The organism is Spirilliplanes yamanashiensis, assembly GCF_016863475.1.
GTDB classification, from domain to species: Bacteria; Actinomycetota; Actinomycetes; order Mycobacteriales; family Micromonosporaceae; genus Spirilliplanes; species Spirilliplanes yamanashiensis.
The window spans coordinates 79,946-96,409 of sequence record NZ_BOOY01000022.1; the positions used below are offsets into that span (position 1 = coordinate 79,946).

A 16,464-nucleotide genomic window follows, 5' to 3' on the forward strand; every position below is an offset into this window, starting at 1 on the left:
GGCCTTCACGTGGAAGAGACTGTGGAGTACGTGCAGGCCACAGGGCTTTTGAGCAGTGTGTGGCTGTTGGTGGCGATCCCGCTGGCGAGCGCCGCCGTCCTGCTGCTGCTCGGTCGCCGGGCCGACAAATGGGGCCACTGGCTGGGCGTCCTCGCCGTCGGGTCCGCGTTCGTGCTGGGCCTCAGCTACTTCATCTCGCTCGCCGGGATGGAGAACAAGTCGGTCGAGCTGAGCCTGTGGGACTTCATCGCCGTCGGGCGCTTCCAGGTCGACTTCGGCCTGCTGTTCGACCCGCTGTCCGGCGTGTTCGTCCTGCTCATCACGGGCGTCGGGTCGCTGATCCACCTGTACGCGGTGGGCTACATGTCCCACGACGAGGGGCGGCGGAAGTTCTTCGCCTACTTCAACCTCTTCGTCGCCGCCATGCTGCTGCTGGTGCTCGGCAACAACTACGTGATGCTCTACTTCGGCTGGGAGGGCGTCGGCCTGGCGTCGTACCTGCTGATCTCGTTCTGGTACACGAAGCCGTCGGCGGCCACCGCGGGCAAGAAGGCGTTCCTGATGAACCGGGTCGGCGACGCCGGCCTGGCCATCGGCATCTTCATCATGTTCGCCACGCTCGGCACCACCCAGTACGTGGACGTCTTCAACGGCGTCTCCGGCCTGGCCGCGGGCACGATCCTCGTGCTGGGCCTGCTGCTGCTGCTCGGCGCCGCCGGCAAGTCCGGCCAGTTCCCGCTGCAGGCGTGGCTCCCCGACGCCATGGAGGGCCCGACCCCGGTGTCGGCGCTCATCCACGCCGCGACGATGGTCACCGCCGGCGTCTACCTGATCGCCCGCTCCAACCCGATCTTCAGCGCGAACCACACGCTGCAGACGGTGGTCGTCAGCGTCGGCGCGCTCACCCTGCTGATGGGCTGCATCATCGGCGCGGCGAAGGACGACATCAAGCGGGTCCTGGCCTGGTCGACCGTCAGCCAGATCGGCTACATGTTCCTCGGCGTCGGGCTCGGCGGCGCCGCGTACGCGCTGGCGATCGTGCACCTGCTGGCGCACGGCTTCTTCAAGGCCAACATGTTCCTCGGCGCCGGCTCCGTCATGCACGGCATGAAGGATCAGGTGGACATCCGGCGCTTCGGCGGCCTGTCCAAGTACATGAAGATCACCTGGCTGACCTTCATGATGGGCTGGCTGGCGATCATCGGCATGTTCCCGTTCTCCGGCTTCTTCTCCAAGGAGCCGATCATCGTCGCGGCGTTCGAGCGGGAGGGCTGGACGGCCTGGCTGTTCGGCATGGCCGCCCTGCTCGGCGCGGGCCTGACCGCCTTCTACATGACGCGGCTGTTCATCCTCACCTTCCACGGCCCCAAGCGGTGGACCGAGGACATCGAGCACCCGCACGAGTCGCCGGCGATCATGACCATCCCGCTGATCCTGCTGGCGATCGGCTCCGTCGGCGCCGGCTTCCTGCTGTCGACCTCGGTGCCGGACTGGCTGGAGGCGACCGGCGGGCTCGGCGCGCAGGAGGAGCCGCACGAGGCCGTCCTGTCGCACGGGGTGCTCACCGCGCTGTCGCTGCTGCTGACCGTGGCGGGCGCCGGGCTGGCGTACCTGCTGTTCCGCAACGGCACCGCCAAGCAGGAGCAGCCCGCGGGCGTGGTCGTCACCGCGGCCCGCCGCAACCTCTACTCGGACACCGTCAACGAGGCGATCTTCGAGAAGCCGGGCATCTTCCTCACCCGCGCCCTGGTCTACCTCGACAACCGCGGCATCGACGGCGCGGTCAACGGGCTCGCGGCGGCGGTGGGCGGCGGCTCCGGCCGGCTCCGGCGGCTGCAGACCGGGTTCGTCCGCTCGTACGCGACGTCCATGCTCACCGGCGCGCTGCTCGTCGTGGCGGCGTTCCTCGCGATCCAACTGGGATGGCTGGCGTGAACAACTTCCCGTTCCTCTCGATCCTCACGCTGGGGCCGCTCGTCGGCGCCGCCGTGGTCGCCTGCATCCCGAAGGCGAAGGGCAACCTCGCGAAGATCGTGGCGCTGGCCGTCTCCCTGGTCATGCTGGTGCTCAGCGTGTTCATGTGGGTGGCGTTCCAGGTCGGCGGCGACGCGCAGCGGTTCCAGTTCCGCGAGTCGTACCCCTGGATCCCCGGCCTGGGCGTGAACTTCACGTTCGCGGCCGACGGCATCGCGCTGGTCATGCTGATGCTCATCGCGGTCCTCGTGCCGCTGGTGATCCTGGCCAGCTGGCACGACGCCGAGCAGTCCCGGCGGTCGGTGCCGGTGTACTTCGCGCTGCTGCTGTCGCTCGAGGCGTGCATGTTCGGCGTGTTCGCCGCGGCGGACGTGTTCCTGTTCTACGTGTTCTTCGAGGTCATGCTCGTGCCGATGTACTTCATCATCGGCTCGTACGGCACCGCCAAGCGCCAGTACGCCGCGGTGAAGTTCTTCCTCTACTCGCTGGTCGGCGGCCTGTTCATGCTGGCCGCCGTCATCGGCCTGTGGGTGGTCGGCGGCAAGACCTTCGACTGGGTGGCGCTGACCCAGATCGACATCCAGACGGGCACCGAGCGCTGGCTGTTCCTCGGCTTCTTCATCGCGTTCGCCATCAAGGCGCCGTTCTTCCCGTTCCACACCTGGCTGCCCGACGCCGGTGGCGCCGCCCCGGCGGGCGCGGCCGCGCTGCTCGTCGGCGTGCTCGACAAGGTCGGCACGTTCGGCATCCTGCGCTACTGCCTGCCGCTGTTCCCCGAGGCGTCGCAGTGGTTCGCCCCGTGGGCGATCGCGCTGGCGCTCATCGGCATCATCTACGCGGCGCTGCTGGCGGTCGGCCAGAACGACCTCAAGCGCCTGGTGTCGTACACGTCGATCGCCCACTTCGGCTTCATCGGCATCGGCATCTTCGCCTTCACCACCCAGGCCGGCACGGGCGCGGTGCTGTACATGCTCAACCACGGCCTCGCCACCGGCCTGCTGTTCCTGGTCGTCGGCATGTTCGTGGCCCGGCGCGGCTCGGCCCTGGTCAGCGACTTCGGCGGCGCCGGCAAGCTGGTGCCGGTGCTGGCGGGCGTGCTGTTCTTCGCCGGTCTGGCGTCGCTCGCCCTGCCCGGCACGGCGCCGTTCGTCAGCGAGTTCCTGGTGCTGATCGGCGTCTTCACGGTCAACAAGACGGTCGCGGTGATCGCCACCCTCGGCATCATCCTGGCCGCCGCGTACGTGCTGTGGATGGTGCAGCGCACCACGCAGGGCACGCTCAACCCGGCGCTGGCCGACATCGAACCGATGCGCAAGGACATCACCCTGCGCGAGAAGGTCGTCGTCGCCCCGCTGATCGCGCTGCTGATCGTGCTCGGCTTCTACCCGAAGCCCGTCACGGACGTGATCAACCCGGCCGTCGAGGCGACCATGCAGCAGGACATGGGCAAGCAGGACCCGGCCCCGACCGGCGGCGGCGTGACGGAGGCGTCCCGATGACGCGAATCTACGGAGAGGTGGCGGCGTAGCCGTGGAAGACCTGAACCTGCCGCCCATCGACTACGCGGCACTGTCCCCGATCCTCATCCTCTTCGGCGTGGCCTGCCTCGGCGTGCTCGTCGAGGCGTTCGCCCCGCGGCGGGCCCGGCACCCCGTCCAGCTGGTCCTCGCGATCGGCGGCAGCGTGGCGGCGCTGGTCATGGTGGTGCTGGAGCGCAACACCCGGGTCGTCACCATCGGCGACGCGGTCGCCATCGACGGGCCCAGCCTGTTCCTGCAGGGCGCGATCCTGCTGCTCGGCATCGTGTCGCTGCTGCTGATCGGCGAGCGCTCGCTGGAGGCCGGCGGCCCGTTCGTCGCCCAGGCCGCCCTCACCGTCGGCTCCGAGAAGGACAACCGGCAGGCCCAGGGCGCGCCCGGCAACACGGAGATCTACCCGCTGGCCGTGTTCGCGCTGTCCGGCATGCTGCTGTTCGTCGCCGCGAACGACCTGCTGACGATGTTCATCGCGCTGGAGGTGCTGTCGCTGCCGCTGTACCTGCTGTGCGCGCTGGCCCGCCGCAAGCGCCTGCTGAGCCAGGAGGCCGCGCTCAAGTACTTCCTGCTCGGCTCGTACGCGTCGGCGTTCTTCCTGTTCGGGGTCGCCCTGCTGTACGGCTACGCGGGCGGCGTCAACCTGCAGCAGATCAACGAGGCGGTCGCCGCCTCGCAGAACAGCGACATCCTGCTCTACGCGGGCCTCGCGCTGCTCGCCATCGGCCTGCTGTTCAAGGTCGCGGCGGCGCCGTTCCACGTGTGGACCCCGGACGTCTACCAGGGCGCGCCGACGCCGGTCACCGCGTTCATGGCGGCCTGCACGAAGGTCGCCGGCTTCGGCGCCCTGCTGCGGGTGCTGTACGTGGCGTTCGAGGGCGTGCAGTGGGACTACCAGCCGGTCATCGGCACCATCGCCGTGCTGACGATGATCGTCGGGTCGGTCCTCGCGGTGACCCAGCAGGACATCAAGCGCCTGCTGGCCTACTCGTCGATCGCCAACGCGGGCTACCTGCTCGTCGGCGTCGTCGCGCAGAACCGCGAGGGCGTGTCCAGCACGCTGTTCTACCTGGTCGCGTACGGCTTCACGGTGCTGGCTGCGTTCGGTGTCGTGTCGCTCGTGCGCGACGCCGACGGCGAGGCCACCCACCTGTCCCGCTGGGCCGGGCTGGGCCGCCGTTCGCCGCTGCTCGCCGCGATCTTCACGTTCCTCATGCTGGCCTTCGCCGGCATCCCGCTGACCAGCGGCTTCATCAGCAAGTTCGTGGTCTTCGGGGCGGCGATCGACGGCGGGCAGTCCTGGCTCGTCGTCGCCGGCGTGGTCACCAGCATGATCATCGCGTTCCCGTACCTGCGGGTCATCGTGATGATGTGGCTGTCCGAGCCGGCCGAGACGACGCCGACGGTGTCCGTGCCCGGCTGGATGACCTCCGCCGCGGTGTTCATCGGCGTGCTGGCCACGCTCGCCCTGGGCGTCGTCCCGTCGCCGCTGCTGGACCTCACGAACGACGCATCGCTGTTCGTCCGGTAGAAAAGGCAGGTTCGTCACGGGCCCCGGCCGCCTTGCGGCCGGGGCCTGTGTGGCATCGTGAAGGAGTGGTGAGCACGGTGAACGCTTCCGGGGTCGACTTCCGTGATCCGGTCGTCGAGGCGTCCGTCGCGGCGGCCATGGCCGGTGTCGAGGAGCAGCTGCGGCTCGCCGTCGCCCACGCCGACCCGCTGATCGGCGACGCCGCCGTGCACCTCGCGGACGCCGGCGGCAAGCGGTTCCGCCCCCTGCTGGTCGCGCTGGGCGCCCAGTTCGGCGACCCGTCGTCGCCGCTGGTCGTCCCGGCCGCCGTGGTCATGGAGCTCACCCACCTGGCCACGCTCTACCACGACGACGTCATGGACGAGGCGCTCGTGCGCCGCGGCGCCCCCAGCGCCAACGCCCGGTGGGGCAACTCGGTCGCCATCCTCGTCGGCGACTACCTGTTCGCCCGCGCCGCCGACATCGCCGCCGACCTCGGCACCGAGGCCGTCCGGCTGCAGGCCCGCACGTTCTCCCGCCTGGTGGCCGGCCAGATCGCCGAGACGGCCGGGCCGCGCGGCGGCGACCCCATCGAGCACCACCTGCACGTCATCCGCGAGAAGACCGCCTCGCTGATCGCCACGTCGGCCCGCTTCGGCGGCATGTTCGGCGGCGCGGCCGCCGCCCACACCGAGGCCCTCGAGGGGTACGGGGAGGCCATCGGCGTCGCCTTCCAGCTCTCCGACGACCTGCTCGACATCGCGTCGGAGTCCACCCAGTCCGGCAAGACCCCCGGCACCGACCTGCGCGAGGGCATCCCCACCCTGCCGGTCCTGTACGCCCTCGCCGGCGACGACACCGACGCCCGGCTGCGCGAGCTGCTCTCGGCCGGCCCCCTCGTCGACGACGACCTGCACGCCGAGGCGCTGGGCCTGCTGCGCGAGTCGGCCGCCCTCAAGCGCGCCCGGGAGACCGTGCGGGCGTACGCGGAGTCGGCCCGGGAGCGGCTGGCGCCGCTGCCGGCGAACGCGCCGCGTCAGGCCATGGAGTCGCTGTGCGACTTCATCGCCGACCGCACCAGCTGAGCGCCTCCCCGGCGCGGCAGACGCCGCCTCAGGCGGCGTGGCGGCGCAGCAGGGCGCTGCCGGCCAGCATCAGCACCGCCGCCAGCAGCATCGCCACGGCCCCCACCGTCCACATCGCCGGATAGCCCAGCGCCGACGCCGTCGCCCCCAGGCCCAGGGGCCCGACGCAGCCGCCCGCGTACACCCCGGTCTGGGTGATGGAGGTGGCCGCGGCCGGCGCCTGCGGATGCAGCCGGACCACGGCGAAGTTCATCAGGCCCGGCCACGCCCACCCGAACCCGAAGCCGAGCACGACGCCCGCGACCAGCGTGGCCGTGCCGGGGACGGCGAGCAGCGCCAGGCCGGCGGCCCCGGCGGTGAGCAGCCCGGCGATGACCGCGACCTGCCGGGTGGGCAGCAGGTCCGCCTGCCAGCCGCCGGACACCCGGGCCGCCACGCACACCGCGCTGCCCAGCGTGAGGGTGAGCCCGGCGGTGCCCTCGGCGAGGCCGCGGTCGACGGAGGCGTCGACGAGGAACGTGCCGAGGGCGTTCGCGGCGGCGGCGGCGAGGGTGGCGGCCAGTCCGAGGACGACCAGGGCGCCGGTGGCCCGCTGCGGCGAGCCGCCCGCGGCGCGCGGGCGCGCCGTGCCCGCCGGGACGAGCGGCAGGGCGGCCGCCGCGAGGACCGCCGCGAAGCCGAACGCCCACCGCCAGCCGAGCGTCAGCGCCACCGCGGGCACGGCCGCGCCGGCCAGCAGCGTGCTGACGGGGATGGCGGCCTGCTTCAGCCCGAACGACAGGCCCTGCCGCCGGGCCGGGATGTGCGCGGCCAGGGCGGCGTTGCTGGCGAGCTGGCCGGCGGCGTTCGCGCCCGCGCCCAGGGCGAGCCACGCGACGAGCGTGGCGAGCGAGGTGGCGAACAGGGCGACGCCCAGCATGCTGACCGCGGCCAGCACGATGCCGCACCGGGCCATCGCGACCGCTCCGTACCGTTCCACCAGGGTGCCCGCCGGGACGCTGGCGAGGGCGCTGACGCCGAAGTAGACGCTCACCGCCAGCCCCAGCCCGGCCGGGTCGAAGCGCAGCTCCTGCTGCATCTGGACGGCCAGGCCGCCGACGAGGAACACGGGGATCACGACGGCGATCGTGGTGGTGATCGCGCCCGTGGCGGCCCGCGTCGGTCGCTGCGTCGAGACTTGTTCCGTCATCGTCTCGGACTGTAGGCCGCATCATGGCTGGTCAGAGACGGTACGTGGCATTGCCCACACAGACGGTCGCCGCCCGGTGGAGGTATGGCACCTCCTGCCCATTCCGTCTGTGGAGAATTTTTCATATGGTGTAAGTCCCCTCGGCGTCGGAGGTGGTTGTGCGCGACCCCTTGGCGGAACCGTCCGACCTGATCAGAAGCGTGTCCCGGGCTCTCCGGGTGCTCGAGTCGGTCGGCCGCGCTCCGCGTGGCCTCACCGTGAAGCAGATCGCCCGTCGGTGCGAGCTGACGGTGGCGACGACCTACCACCTGGTGCGGACCCTCGCCTACGAGGGCTACGTGATCCGCCGCGAGGACGGCACGTACATCGTCGGCCTGGAGATCGCCGACCGCTACCGGGAACTCGTCGGCGCCTTCCGCGGCCCGCCCGCCGTCGGCGACGTCCTGCGCCGCGCCGCCATCGACACCGGCTACACCCACTACCTCGGACGTTTCGTCGGCGGCCGCATCGCCGTCACCGCGGTCGCCGAGGGCCACCGCTCGCCGTACACCGAAGACCTGGTCCCGGGGTACGACGAGGGCGGCCACGCCACCGCGATCGGCAAGGCGCTGCTGGCCACCATGACCCCCGACCAGCGCGCGCGCTACCTGCGCGACTGGGGCATGCGCGCCTTCACCCCGGCCACCCTCGTGTCACCGGAGGCCCTGGAGGCCGACCTGGCGGCGGGGGAGCGGCGCGGCATGCAGCTCGAGATCGGACAGTTCCGCCAGGGCCTTGCGGGCGCCGCCGTCCTGGTCGCCCCCGACCGCGACGTGGAACGCCGGCTCGCCCTGGCGTGCGCCCTCCCGGCGGCCGAGATGCTGACGTCGGCGCGGGTCGTGCGCGCGAAACTGCTCGCCACGGCGCGCGCGGTGGCCGAGGCGCTGACCGACAACGGAGCTGCAGCGAGCGCCTGAAAAATCAAGCCATTGAAAACTGTTAATAACGTGTTCTAATTCGGTTCATGAGACTCCGATGGCGACTGGTCACCCTTGCGGCCGGCGCGGCGATGACCGTCGCGACCGGCCTCGTCCTCATCCCCTCCAGCTCCGCCGCGGTGGTGTGCACGGCACCCGCGTGGCGCGAGGGTAACTCGTACACGGCGGGCTCCCAGGCCACCTACAACGGCCGCCTCTACCAGGCGCTCGTGACGCACACGGCGTGGGCGGGCACCGGCTGGAACCCGGCGGCGACCCCGTCCCTGTGGCGCGACATCGACGCCTGCACCGGCGGCCCGACGACCCCGCCCACCACCACTCCTCCCACGACGAGGCCTCCCACCACTCCTCCCACCACGCCCCCGACGACTCCGCCGACCACTCCACCCACGACGCCGCCCACGACTCCGCCCACGACTCCGCCTACCGGTGAGACGTGCGCGCTCAAGGGCCGGCCGGCGGGCAAGGTGCTGCAGGGCTACTGGGAGAACTGGGACGGCAAGGCCGTCCACGAAGGCATGGGCTGGATTCCGATCAACGACAGCCGGATCCCGCAGCACGGGTACAACGTCATCATGGCCGCGTTCCCGGTCATCCTCCCCGACGGCACCGTCAAGTGGGAGGACGGCATGGACGTCGGCGTGAACGTCGGCACCCCTGCCCAATACTGCAGTGCGAAGGCACAGGGCGGCACGATCCTCATGTCCATCGGCGGCGCCACCGCCGGCGTCAACCTGAACTCGTCCGCCGTCGCGGACCGGTTCGTGCAGACCATCGTGCCCATCCTGAAGCGGTACAACTTCGACGGCATCGACATCGACATCGAGACCGGCCTGACCGGTAGCGGCGACATCAACACCCTGTCGACGACCCAGGCGAATCTGATCCGCATCATTGACGGCGTTCTCGCCGCGATGCCGCCCGGGTTCGGTCTGACCATGGCGCCCGAAACCGCCTACGTCACCGGCGGCAGTGTCTTCTACGGCTCCATCTGGGGCGCCTACCTGCCCATCATCAAGAAGTACGTCGACAACGGCCGCCTGTGGTGGCTGAACATGCAGTACTACAACGGTTCGATGTACGGGTGTTCCGGCGACTCCTACGGGGCCGGAACCGTCCAGGGATTCACGGCCCAAACGGACTGCCTCAACAAGGGTCTGACGATCCAGGGCACGACCATCCGGGTGCCTTACGACAAGCAGGCCCCAGGACTGCCGGCGCAGGAGGGGGCGGGCGGCGGCTACATGAAGCCGTCGTTGGTGACCGAAGCGTGGAACTCCGTCCCGGGCATCAAGGGGCTGATGACGTGGTCGATCAATTGGGACGGCTCGAGGGGCTGGACCTTCGGTGACAACGTGAAGCGTCTCCAGGGCCGCTGAGAATCACCGCGTCAGGGCCCGCGTACCACGCGCGGGCCCTGACGCTTCACCCGTCACAGCTGCGCCGGTACGGGAGTTCAGGGATGTGGCGGGCCCATTCGTCGGGGCTCAAGCCGTTGCCCGCGATGGCGCAGGCATGCGCAACCGGATCGGCGCGGAGGTCGTTCAGTTCGGAGTAGTCCCAGACGGTGACTGCGGGGCTCTTCCGGTTGAGATCACTGCCGACCGTGAAGGTGCGCCCATCGGGGCTGAACAACATCATTCCTGTCTGCGCTTCCGTGCGCTTGGTCGCGGTGAACCGCACCGGCGTGGCACCGTCGGTGATGTCCCACAGCATCACCGTCCGATCCGCGATTCCCGCCGCGAGGGTCCGCCCGTCCGGACCGAAGGCCAGCGAGCCCACCCACCCCGTGGGATTGACGAGGGTGGCGAGTCGATGTGGACGGGCCCTGTCGGTGACGTTCCAGAGGACAGCTGTCCGATCGTAGCCCCCGGTGGCCAGTGTGTTGCCGTCCGGACTGAAAGCGACCGACAACGCTTGGGTGGACTGAGCGGGGACCTCGGCCACCCGCACCGGTGCCGCTCTGTCGGTCACGTCGATCAGCGTCACCGTGTTGTAGGCGACGACCGCGATCGTGCGACTGTCGGGACTGAACGCCAGCTGCCGCCCCTGAACCGCGTCGCCGGTCAGTACGCCGAGCTTGACGGGATGACGTGGGTCGGACACATCCCAGAGCTTGAGCGTGCGGTGCGCGAGAATTGCGATGGTGCGGCCGTCTGGACTGAACATCATCGTGGTCGTCCTGGGCACCCATTCCTGGAACGAGCCGAGTGTCACCGGATCATGTGGGTCCGTCACATCCGTGAGCGTCACCCCGTGGGCTAGAGAGGCCACCGCCAGAGTGCGCCCGTCCGCGGTGAGTGCCGCATTGACGTCCCCGCCGGAAAATTGCAGGGTGGCGCTGGGCGCAGGGTTTCCGACGCGCCTCATGTCCCAGAAGACCGCCTTGCCGTCGGCATCAACTGTGGCCAGCGTCTTTCCGCCCGCGCGATATGCCATCGTCATCACCGGCCTGCGGTGGGCCACCAAATCGGCGACCGGCTCGGGTGCGCCCCGATCCGCGACATTCCACAACTTCGTTTCGGCGCCGTTGACAGTTGCCAGTGTTCGGCCATCCGGACTGAATTCGAGTGACGCCGCCCCGCCGCGAACCCTGTCCAGGGTCTGCAGCCGCAGAGAACCGGACGAGCCCGCCGTGTTCCACAGCGTCACCTTTTCCCCGTCACTGACGGCCAGAATGCTCCCGTCCGGGTGGAAGGCGAGCCCGGCCGCCCATTCGGCATGACCTGTGAGCACCTCCTGTCGCGGATAAGCCGGATCGGTCAGGTCCCAGATGTGCACCGTTCCGTTCCTGCCTCCCGCGGCGAGGATGGGCCGCTTGGGGTTGAACGCCATTCCGTCCGGAAGGGCCTCGGGCAGGGTCGCCGTCGGTGTGGGATGTGCGGGATCCGAGAGATCCCAGACGACCGACGGGTCGCCCGAGGTCACCATCGCGCGCCCGTCGCCGTTGAAGGCGATCCGGGCGGACGCGGGGATGCCGGAAAGGGCGGTGAGCAGTTTCGGTTGGGCGCGGTTTGACGCGTCCCACAGGACTGTGCGGCCGTCATAGCCGGTCGAGACGACGGTACGGCCGTCCGGGCTGAACATCAGGTTGTTGACGGCGTGAGGAAGCGTGGCGATCCGGGTCGGCTGGGCGCGATCGCTGACGTCCCATAGGGCGCCAACATTCGCGGGCTCGACCAGTGTGAGCGTTCGCCCGTCCGGGCTGAATGTCAGCCGCCCGACATAGCGGCTGGCGCCCAAGGTGCTGAGCCGGATCGGTGTGGCTCGGTTTCTCACATCCCAAAGCGACACGGTGCCTGAAGGTTCGGCCAGGGCCAGCAGACCGTCCGGTCCGTAGGCGACTTCGTGGGCGCCCCCCAGTGCGCCGGCGTAGTGCGTTGACGCGACCAAGCCGGCGAGTCCTCCTCGCGTCTCGGCGTCGGCCCGGATCCGCTCCGCGGCCAGACCAAGCCTCAAGGCGGCCTGAGGTTCGGCGTCGATGTTCGCCTTCGCCTGGTTGACCAGACGCCGGCTGATCGCGATGTGTTGCTGGCGTCGTGCCTCCCCCTCCGCCTCCTTGGCCTTCCGTTCGTGCTCCGCAGCGATTCGTTCCTGCCGGCGAGCGTTCTGCGCCGCTTCTTCCGCGCGTTGCTCCTGTTCGCGAGCTCTGGTCTCCTGCAGCCGAGCACGCTCCTCCTGGCGGCGGGTCTCCGCGGCGGCCTGCTCGGCGGCGTTGCGCTGTTGCTGGGCGAGGATCTCCTGCTGTCGGGCGCGTGCCGCCGCCGTGTCGGCGAGGGCGCGCTGGTAGCGGGCGTTGGCCTGCTGCTTCTCGGCGGCGGTCGACGCCTTGGCGGCCAGGGTCTTCTGCTCGCGCGCCAGTGCCTCCTGGCGCCGGACCTCTTCGGCGGCCGCTCGGGCGCGTGCTTCCTGCTGCTGTGCGTTCTTCTGCTGTCGCAGCGACTCGGCCGCGGACTGCTCGGCGTAGCCGCGTTGTTCCGAGGCTGCCTGCTGCTGGCGGCGCGCCTCCGCGGCCGAGGCGTTGGCGCGGTCGGCGTTGTGCAGCGCCAGGAGCCCGGTCAGCACCGACACGAAGGTCAGCAGCATGAGCGAGGCCGCCGCGAACGACCACAGCCGGCGCGCCCGCCGGTGCTGGCGGACGTCCTCGCCCTCCAGGTCGTCCTTGCTGACGCCGTGCATCGGGGCCGCCAGCTGCGCGATCGCGTCCCGGAACCGCGAGTGCCGCAGGCTGAGCTGCTGGTCGTCGCGGGCCCAGCGCAGGTCGAGGTAGAGCGGCTCCTCGGTGAAGACGCCGCGCAGCGCCTCCGGAACCGCCGTCGACGATTCGGTGAAGTCGCCCGTCGCCGGGTCCCACTGCCAGTCGCCGTCCGTCACGACCGGGAGAATGCGGTCGGGGGACTTGGTGGCCAGCCAGTGGTCGATCTCGCGGTTCACCCAGTGCGAGTTTGCCGCCTCCGGGGACGCCATCAGTACGAAGTAGTCGGAGCCGTCGAGGGCGTTCTGGATGGACGTCCACAGTGTCGGGGTGACCGACAGGCCGGTCTGGTCGCGGAAGATCCACAGGGCCCGGCGGCGGTGCCACGGCTTCGCCAGGTGGTGCAGGCCGCGCTGGACGGCGGGGGCGAGGCGGCCGTCGGCGGCGTGGCTGTACGAGATGAAACCGTTGAACTTCATGGTGGTGTCCCCGTGTCGGTGCGATCGGCGGCGACCGATTGTCGCCGCCGATCGCCCGGGCGGGGAAGGGTCAGTCGGTGCAGCTGCGCCGGTACCGCAGTTCCGGCACGTAGCGGGACCACTCCTCGTTGGTGAGGCTGCTGCCGGCGATGGCGCAGGCGTGCTTCGCCGGGTCGGCGCGCAGGGCGTTCAGGGACGAGTAGTCCCACAGGGAGACCGACGTGTCCAGGCGGTAGTAGTCGCCGCCGGCCGCCAGCGTGCCGCCCTTCGGGTTGAACACCAGCATGCCGGTCTGGCCGCGGTTGTGCTTCGCCGCGGGGAAGCGGACCGGGGCGTTGCGGTCGGTGATGTCCCACAGCATCACGGTGCGGTCCTGGATGCCGGCCGCCAGGGTGCGCCCGTCCGGGCCGAAGGCGAGGGAGCCGACGCCGCCGACGTGGTTGGGCAGGGTGGCGAACCGGTGCGGCTGCGCGCGGTTGGTGACGTCCCACAGGGTCACCTCGCGGTTGTGGTCGCCGACGGCCAGGATGCTGCCGTCCGGGCTGAACGCCGCCGACAGCGGCCGCAGCTTCGTGCCGCCCACCTCGACCAGGGTCTTCGGCGTGGCCGGGTCGGTGACGTCGACCAGGGTCAGCCCGGGGTGGCCGGTGAGGGCGAGGGTCTTGCCGTCGGGGCTGAAGGCGGCCTGGTCACCGGTGAACAGCGGGCCCTCCAGCATGCCGGCGCGCTCGGGGACGCCCGCCTTCGTCACCCTCCACAGCATCAGTTTCGCGTAGCCGAACCGGGCCAGGGTGCGGCCGTCGGGGCTGAACACCATCGACGTGCCGCCCCACTCGTCCATCGGCTCGGCGTCGCTGCCCAGCGTGACCGGCTTCTCCGGGTCCGACACGTTCACCAGGCTGAGCGCGCCGACCCGGTCGGAGACGGCCAGGGTCAGGCCGTCGGGAGACAGGGCAGCGGTACGGATCGGCTTGTCGCTGACGCGCACGGCGGTGCGCTTGACGGGCTGGTCGGCGCGCCGCACGTCCCAGAAGACGGCCATGCCGTCCGAGTGGACGGTGACCAGCGTGCGGCCGTCGGGCCGGTACGCCAGCAGGCGCACCGGCTTCGGGTGGGCCGGCAGGGCGGCGGCGGGCTGCGGGGCGCCCGGGACCGCCACGTTCCACATCGTCGTGCCGCTGCCGGCGGCGACGATGACCGTGTTCTCGTCGCCGCTGAACGTGATCGCGGTGGGCGCCCACTGCGGCGGGACGGTGTGCAGGCGCACCGGGCTGGCCGGCCCGCTCAGGCTCCACAGCGTCACGTTGCCGGCCGCGTCGGAGGCGGCCAGGAAGTTGCCGTCCGGGCTGAACGTCATCAGAGCCGCGGGCGAGCCGGTGGTGAGCCAGCGGCGGCGGTCCTCGACCGGCTCGGCCGGGTCGGTCAGGTTCCAGAAGGTGACCTGCCCGTTGCCGTCGTCGGTGGCCAGCAGGGACTGCGCGGCGTTGTACGCCACGGTGCTCGTCGAGGTCGCCGGCACCGTCGCCAGTTTCTTCGGGTCGGCCGGGTCGGAGATGTCGTACGTGGCCGGTTCGGCGCCGGCGGTCACCGCGGTGAGCCCGTCCTTGCTGAAGCCGACGAACGCGTGGTACTCGGCCTCCGGGAGGGCGGCCAGCCGGCGCGGCTCCGCCCAGTCCGTCGTGTCGTACAGGACGGCGGTGTCCTCGACGACCGCGCCGACGGTGTGGCCGTCGGGGCTGAACACGACGGACGTGGCGCCGGGCACCTCACCGAGCTTCGCCGGGCTGGTCGGCTCGCTGACGTCCCACACCTGCGCCGCCTGGTTCTCGCCGGGGAACGCGATGGTGCGGCCGTCCGGGCTCATCGACACGAACAGCCCGAACGTGCTGGTGAGGACGTTGTCGATCGTGCTCAGCGGCTTCGGGTCGGCGCGGTCGGTCACGTCCCACAGCCGCACGGTGCCCTTCGGGTCGACCAGCACCAGCAGGCCGCCGGGGCCGTGCGCGACCGCGCCCGCCGCGTCCAGGGAGCCGGCGAACGTCGTCGAGGCCACCAGCCCGGCGAGGGCGCTGCGGGTCTCCGGGTCGGGCCGGACGCTCTCGGCGGCGAGGCCCAGCTTCAGCGCCGTGGTCGGGTCGCTGTCGACTGTCGCCTTGGCCTGGTTGAGTAGTCGCCGGCTGATCGCGATCTGGGTCTGGCGGCCGGTCTCCCTGGTCGCCTCGTCCGCCTTCTTCTCCTGCTCGCGCGCCTTCTTCTCCTGGCGGCGGGCCTCGGCGGCAGCCTCTGTGGCGCGCCGCTCCTGCTCGGCGGCCTTCTTCTGCTGTTCGCGGGCGTTGCGTTCCTGGCGACGGGTCTCCGCGGCGGCCCGCTGGGCGGCCGTGCGCTGCTGCTGCGCCAGGATCTCCTGCTGGCGGGCGCGGGCGGCGGCCTTGTCGGCCAGGGCGCGCTGGTACCGCGCGTTCGCCTGCTGCCGCTCGGCCGTGGTCGACGCCTTCGCGGCGATGCTCTTCTGCTCCGTCGCCAGCGCCTCCTGCCGGCGCACCTCGGCCGCGGCCTGCTCGGCCCGCAGCTCCTGGCTCCGCGCGACCTCCTCCTGCCGGTTCGCCTCCTCGGCGGACCGCTCGGCGCTGCCGCGCTGCTCCAGCGCGATCTTCTCCTGCCGGCGGGCCTCCTGCGCGGAGGCGTTGGCGCGGTCGGCGTTGTGCAGGGCCAGCAGCCCGGTCAGGACGGCGACGAACGTGAGCAGCATGAGCGCCGAGACCCCGAACGACCAGAGCCGGCGGGCGCGGCGGTGCTGGCGGACGTCCTCACCTTCGAGGTCGTCCTTGCTGACGCCGTGCATGGGCGCGGCCAACTGGGCGATGGCGTCGCGGAACCGGGAGTGGCGCAGGCTCAGGTGCTGGTCGTCGCGGGCCCAGCGCAGGTCGAGGTAGAGCGGCTCCTCGGTGAACACACCGCGCAGCGCGTGCGGGACGGCGGTGGAGTCGGGGGTGAAGTCGCGGGCCGCGGCGTCCCACTGCCAGTCGCCGTCGGTGACGACCGGCAGGATGCGGTCCGGGGACTTCGTGGCCACCCAGTGCTCGATCTCGCGGTTCACCCAGGGTGACCGGGCGGCCTCGGGGGAGGCGAGCAGGACGAAGTACTCGGAACCGTCGAGGGCGTTCTGGATCGACGTCCACAGGGCCGGAGTGACGGACAGGCCGGTCTGGTCCCGGAAGATCCAGAGCGCGCGGCGACGGTGCCAGGGTTTGGCTAGGTGATGCAGACCTCGCTGAATCGCCGGTGCCAGGCGCCCGTCGGCAGCGTGGCTGTACGAAATGAACCCATTGAAAGACATGCCTACGGCCCCCGTGGTCGGTATGCGGCGCGGACATTGTGCACGCCGCCGCAGCCGGGGGAAAGGTCACTAGCGGTCACGGTCAGCCGACGCAACTCCGCTGATACGGCAGCTCTGGGACATACCGGGCCCACTCCTCGGCGGTGACGGCGCAGCACACACGACGGGCCCGCGCTGGATGCGCGG

General features: G+C 70.9%; 10 protein-coding genes and 1 pseudogene. 8 read left to right on the forward strand and 3 right to left on the reverse strand.

The window, feature by feature from the left end; genetic code table 11:
- Positions 1 to 9 precede the first annotated feature (9 nt).
- The 4 genes from nuoL (at position 10) to Sya03_RS15005 (ending at position 6,101) form a co-directional block, all read left to right on the forward strand.
- Positions 10 to 1,935: an NADH-quinone oxidoreductase subunit L gene (nuoL, locus tag Sya03_RS14990; protein ID WP_203938902.1), complete on the forward strand. Its 1,926-nt coding sequence runs from the start codon at positions 10 to 12 to the stop codon at positions 1,933 to 1,935.
- Entirely contained in the window at positions 1,932 to 3,473 is a 1,542-nt protein-coding gene (locus Sya03_RS14995) for an NADH-quinone oxidoreductase subunit M (protein ID WP_203938903.1), read from the forward strand. Before nuoL ends, Sya03_RS14995 begins: the two co-directional genes overlap by 4 nt.
- A 31-nt stretch (positions 3,474 to 3,504) precedes the next feature.
- Positions 3,505 to 5,037 (forward strand): NADH-quinone oxidoreductase subunit NuoN, encoded by a 1,533-nt coding sequence (gene nuoN, locus Sya03_RS15000; RefSeq protein ID WP_203938904.1) that lies wholly within the window; start codon positions 3,505 to 3,507, stop codon positions 5,035 to 5,037.
- 77 nt (positions 5,038 to 5,114) lie between these two features.
- Positions 5,115 to 6,101 carry a polyprenyl synthetase family protein gene (locus Sya03_RS15005; RefSeq protein ID WP_239107520.1) on the forward strand — a complete coding sequence of 329 codons (987 nt, stop codon included), beginning with the start codon at positions 5,115 to 5,117 and terminating at the stop codon, positions 6,099 to 6,101.
- A 28-nt stretch (positions 6,102 to 6,129) separates the two neighbouring features.
- Here Sya03_RS15005 and Sya03_RS15010 read toward each other — a convergent pair whose 3' ends face one another.
- Positions 6,130 to 7,290: an MFS transporter gene (locus tag Sya03_RS15010; RefSeq protein WP_203938905.1), complete on the reverse strand. Its 1,161-nt coding sequence runs from the start codon at positions 7,288 to 7,290 to the stop codon at positions 6,130 to 6,132.
- A gap of 158 nt (positions 7,291 to 7,448) precedes the next feature.
- Here Sya03_RS15010 and Sya03_RS15015 point away from each other — a divergent pair, with 158 nt between their 5' ends.
- The 4 genes and pseudogenes from Sya03_RS15015 to Sya03_RS15020 all read left to right on the forward strand — a co-directional run bounded on the left by Sya03_RS15015 (position 7,449) and on the right by Sya03_RS15020 (position 9,646).
- Positions 7,449 to 8,246 carry an IclR family transcriptional regulator gene (locus tag Sya03_RS15015; RefSeq protein WP_203938906.1) on the forward strand — a complete coding sequence of 266 codons (798 nt, stop codon included), beginning with the start codon at positions 7,449 to 7,451 and terminating at the stop codon, positions 8,244 to 8,246.
- A gap of 92 nt (positions 8,247 to 8,338) precedes the next feature.
- Positions 8,339 to 8,476: pseudogene (locus tag Sya03_RS31850) on the forward strand (carbohydrate-binding protein); the annotation flags it as partial.
- Between the two features lie 56 nt (positions 8,477 to 8,532).
- The gene (locus tag Sya03_RS31030; RefSeq protein ID WP_239107522.1) at positions 8,533 to 8,700 is read left to right on the forward strand and encodes a hypothetical protein; all 168 of its coding nucleotides are present in this window, start codon (positions 8,533 to 8,535) and stop codon (positions 8,698 to 8,700) included.
- 34 nt (positions 8,701 to 8,734) lie between these two features.
- Positions 8,735 to 9,646 carry a chitinase gene (locus tag Sya03_RS15020; protein WP_239107523.1) on the forward strand — a complete coding sequence of 304 codons (912 nt, stop codon included), beginning with the start codon at positions 8,735 to 8,737 and terminating at the stop codon, positions 9,644 to 9,646.
- A 46-nt stretch (positions 9,647 to 9,692) separates the two neighbouring features.
- Here the strand turns inward: Sya03_RS15020 and Sya03_RS15025 are convergent, their stop codons facing one another.
- Positions 9,693 to 12,941, reverse strand: coding sequence for a TIR domain-containing protein (locus Sya03_RS15025; RefSeq protein ID WP_203938908.1), 3,249 nt, complete (start codon positions 12,939 to 12,941; stop codon positions 9,693 to 9,695).
- A 70-nt stretch (positions 12,942 to 13,011) separates the two neighbouring features.
- Positions 13,012 to 16,278 (reverse strand): toll/interleukin-1 receptor domain-containing protein, encoded by a 3,267-nt coding sequence (locus tag Sya03_RS15030; RefSeq protein WP_203938909.1) that lies wholly within the window; start codon positions 16,276 to 16,278, stop codon positions 13,012 to 13,014.
- Positions 16,279 to 16,464 lie beyond the last annotated feature (186 nt).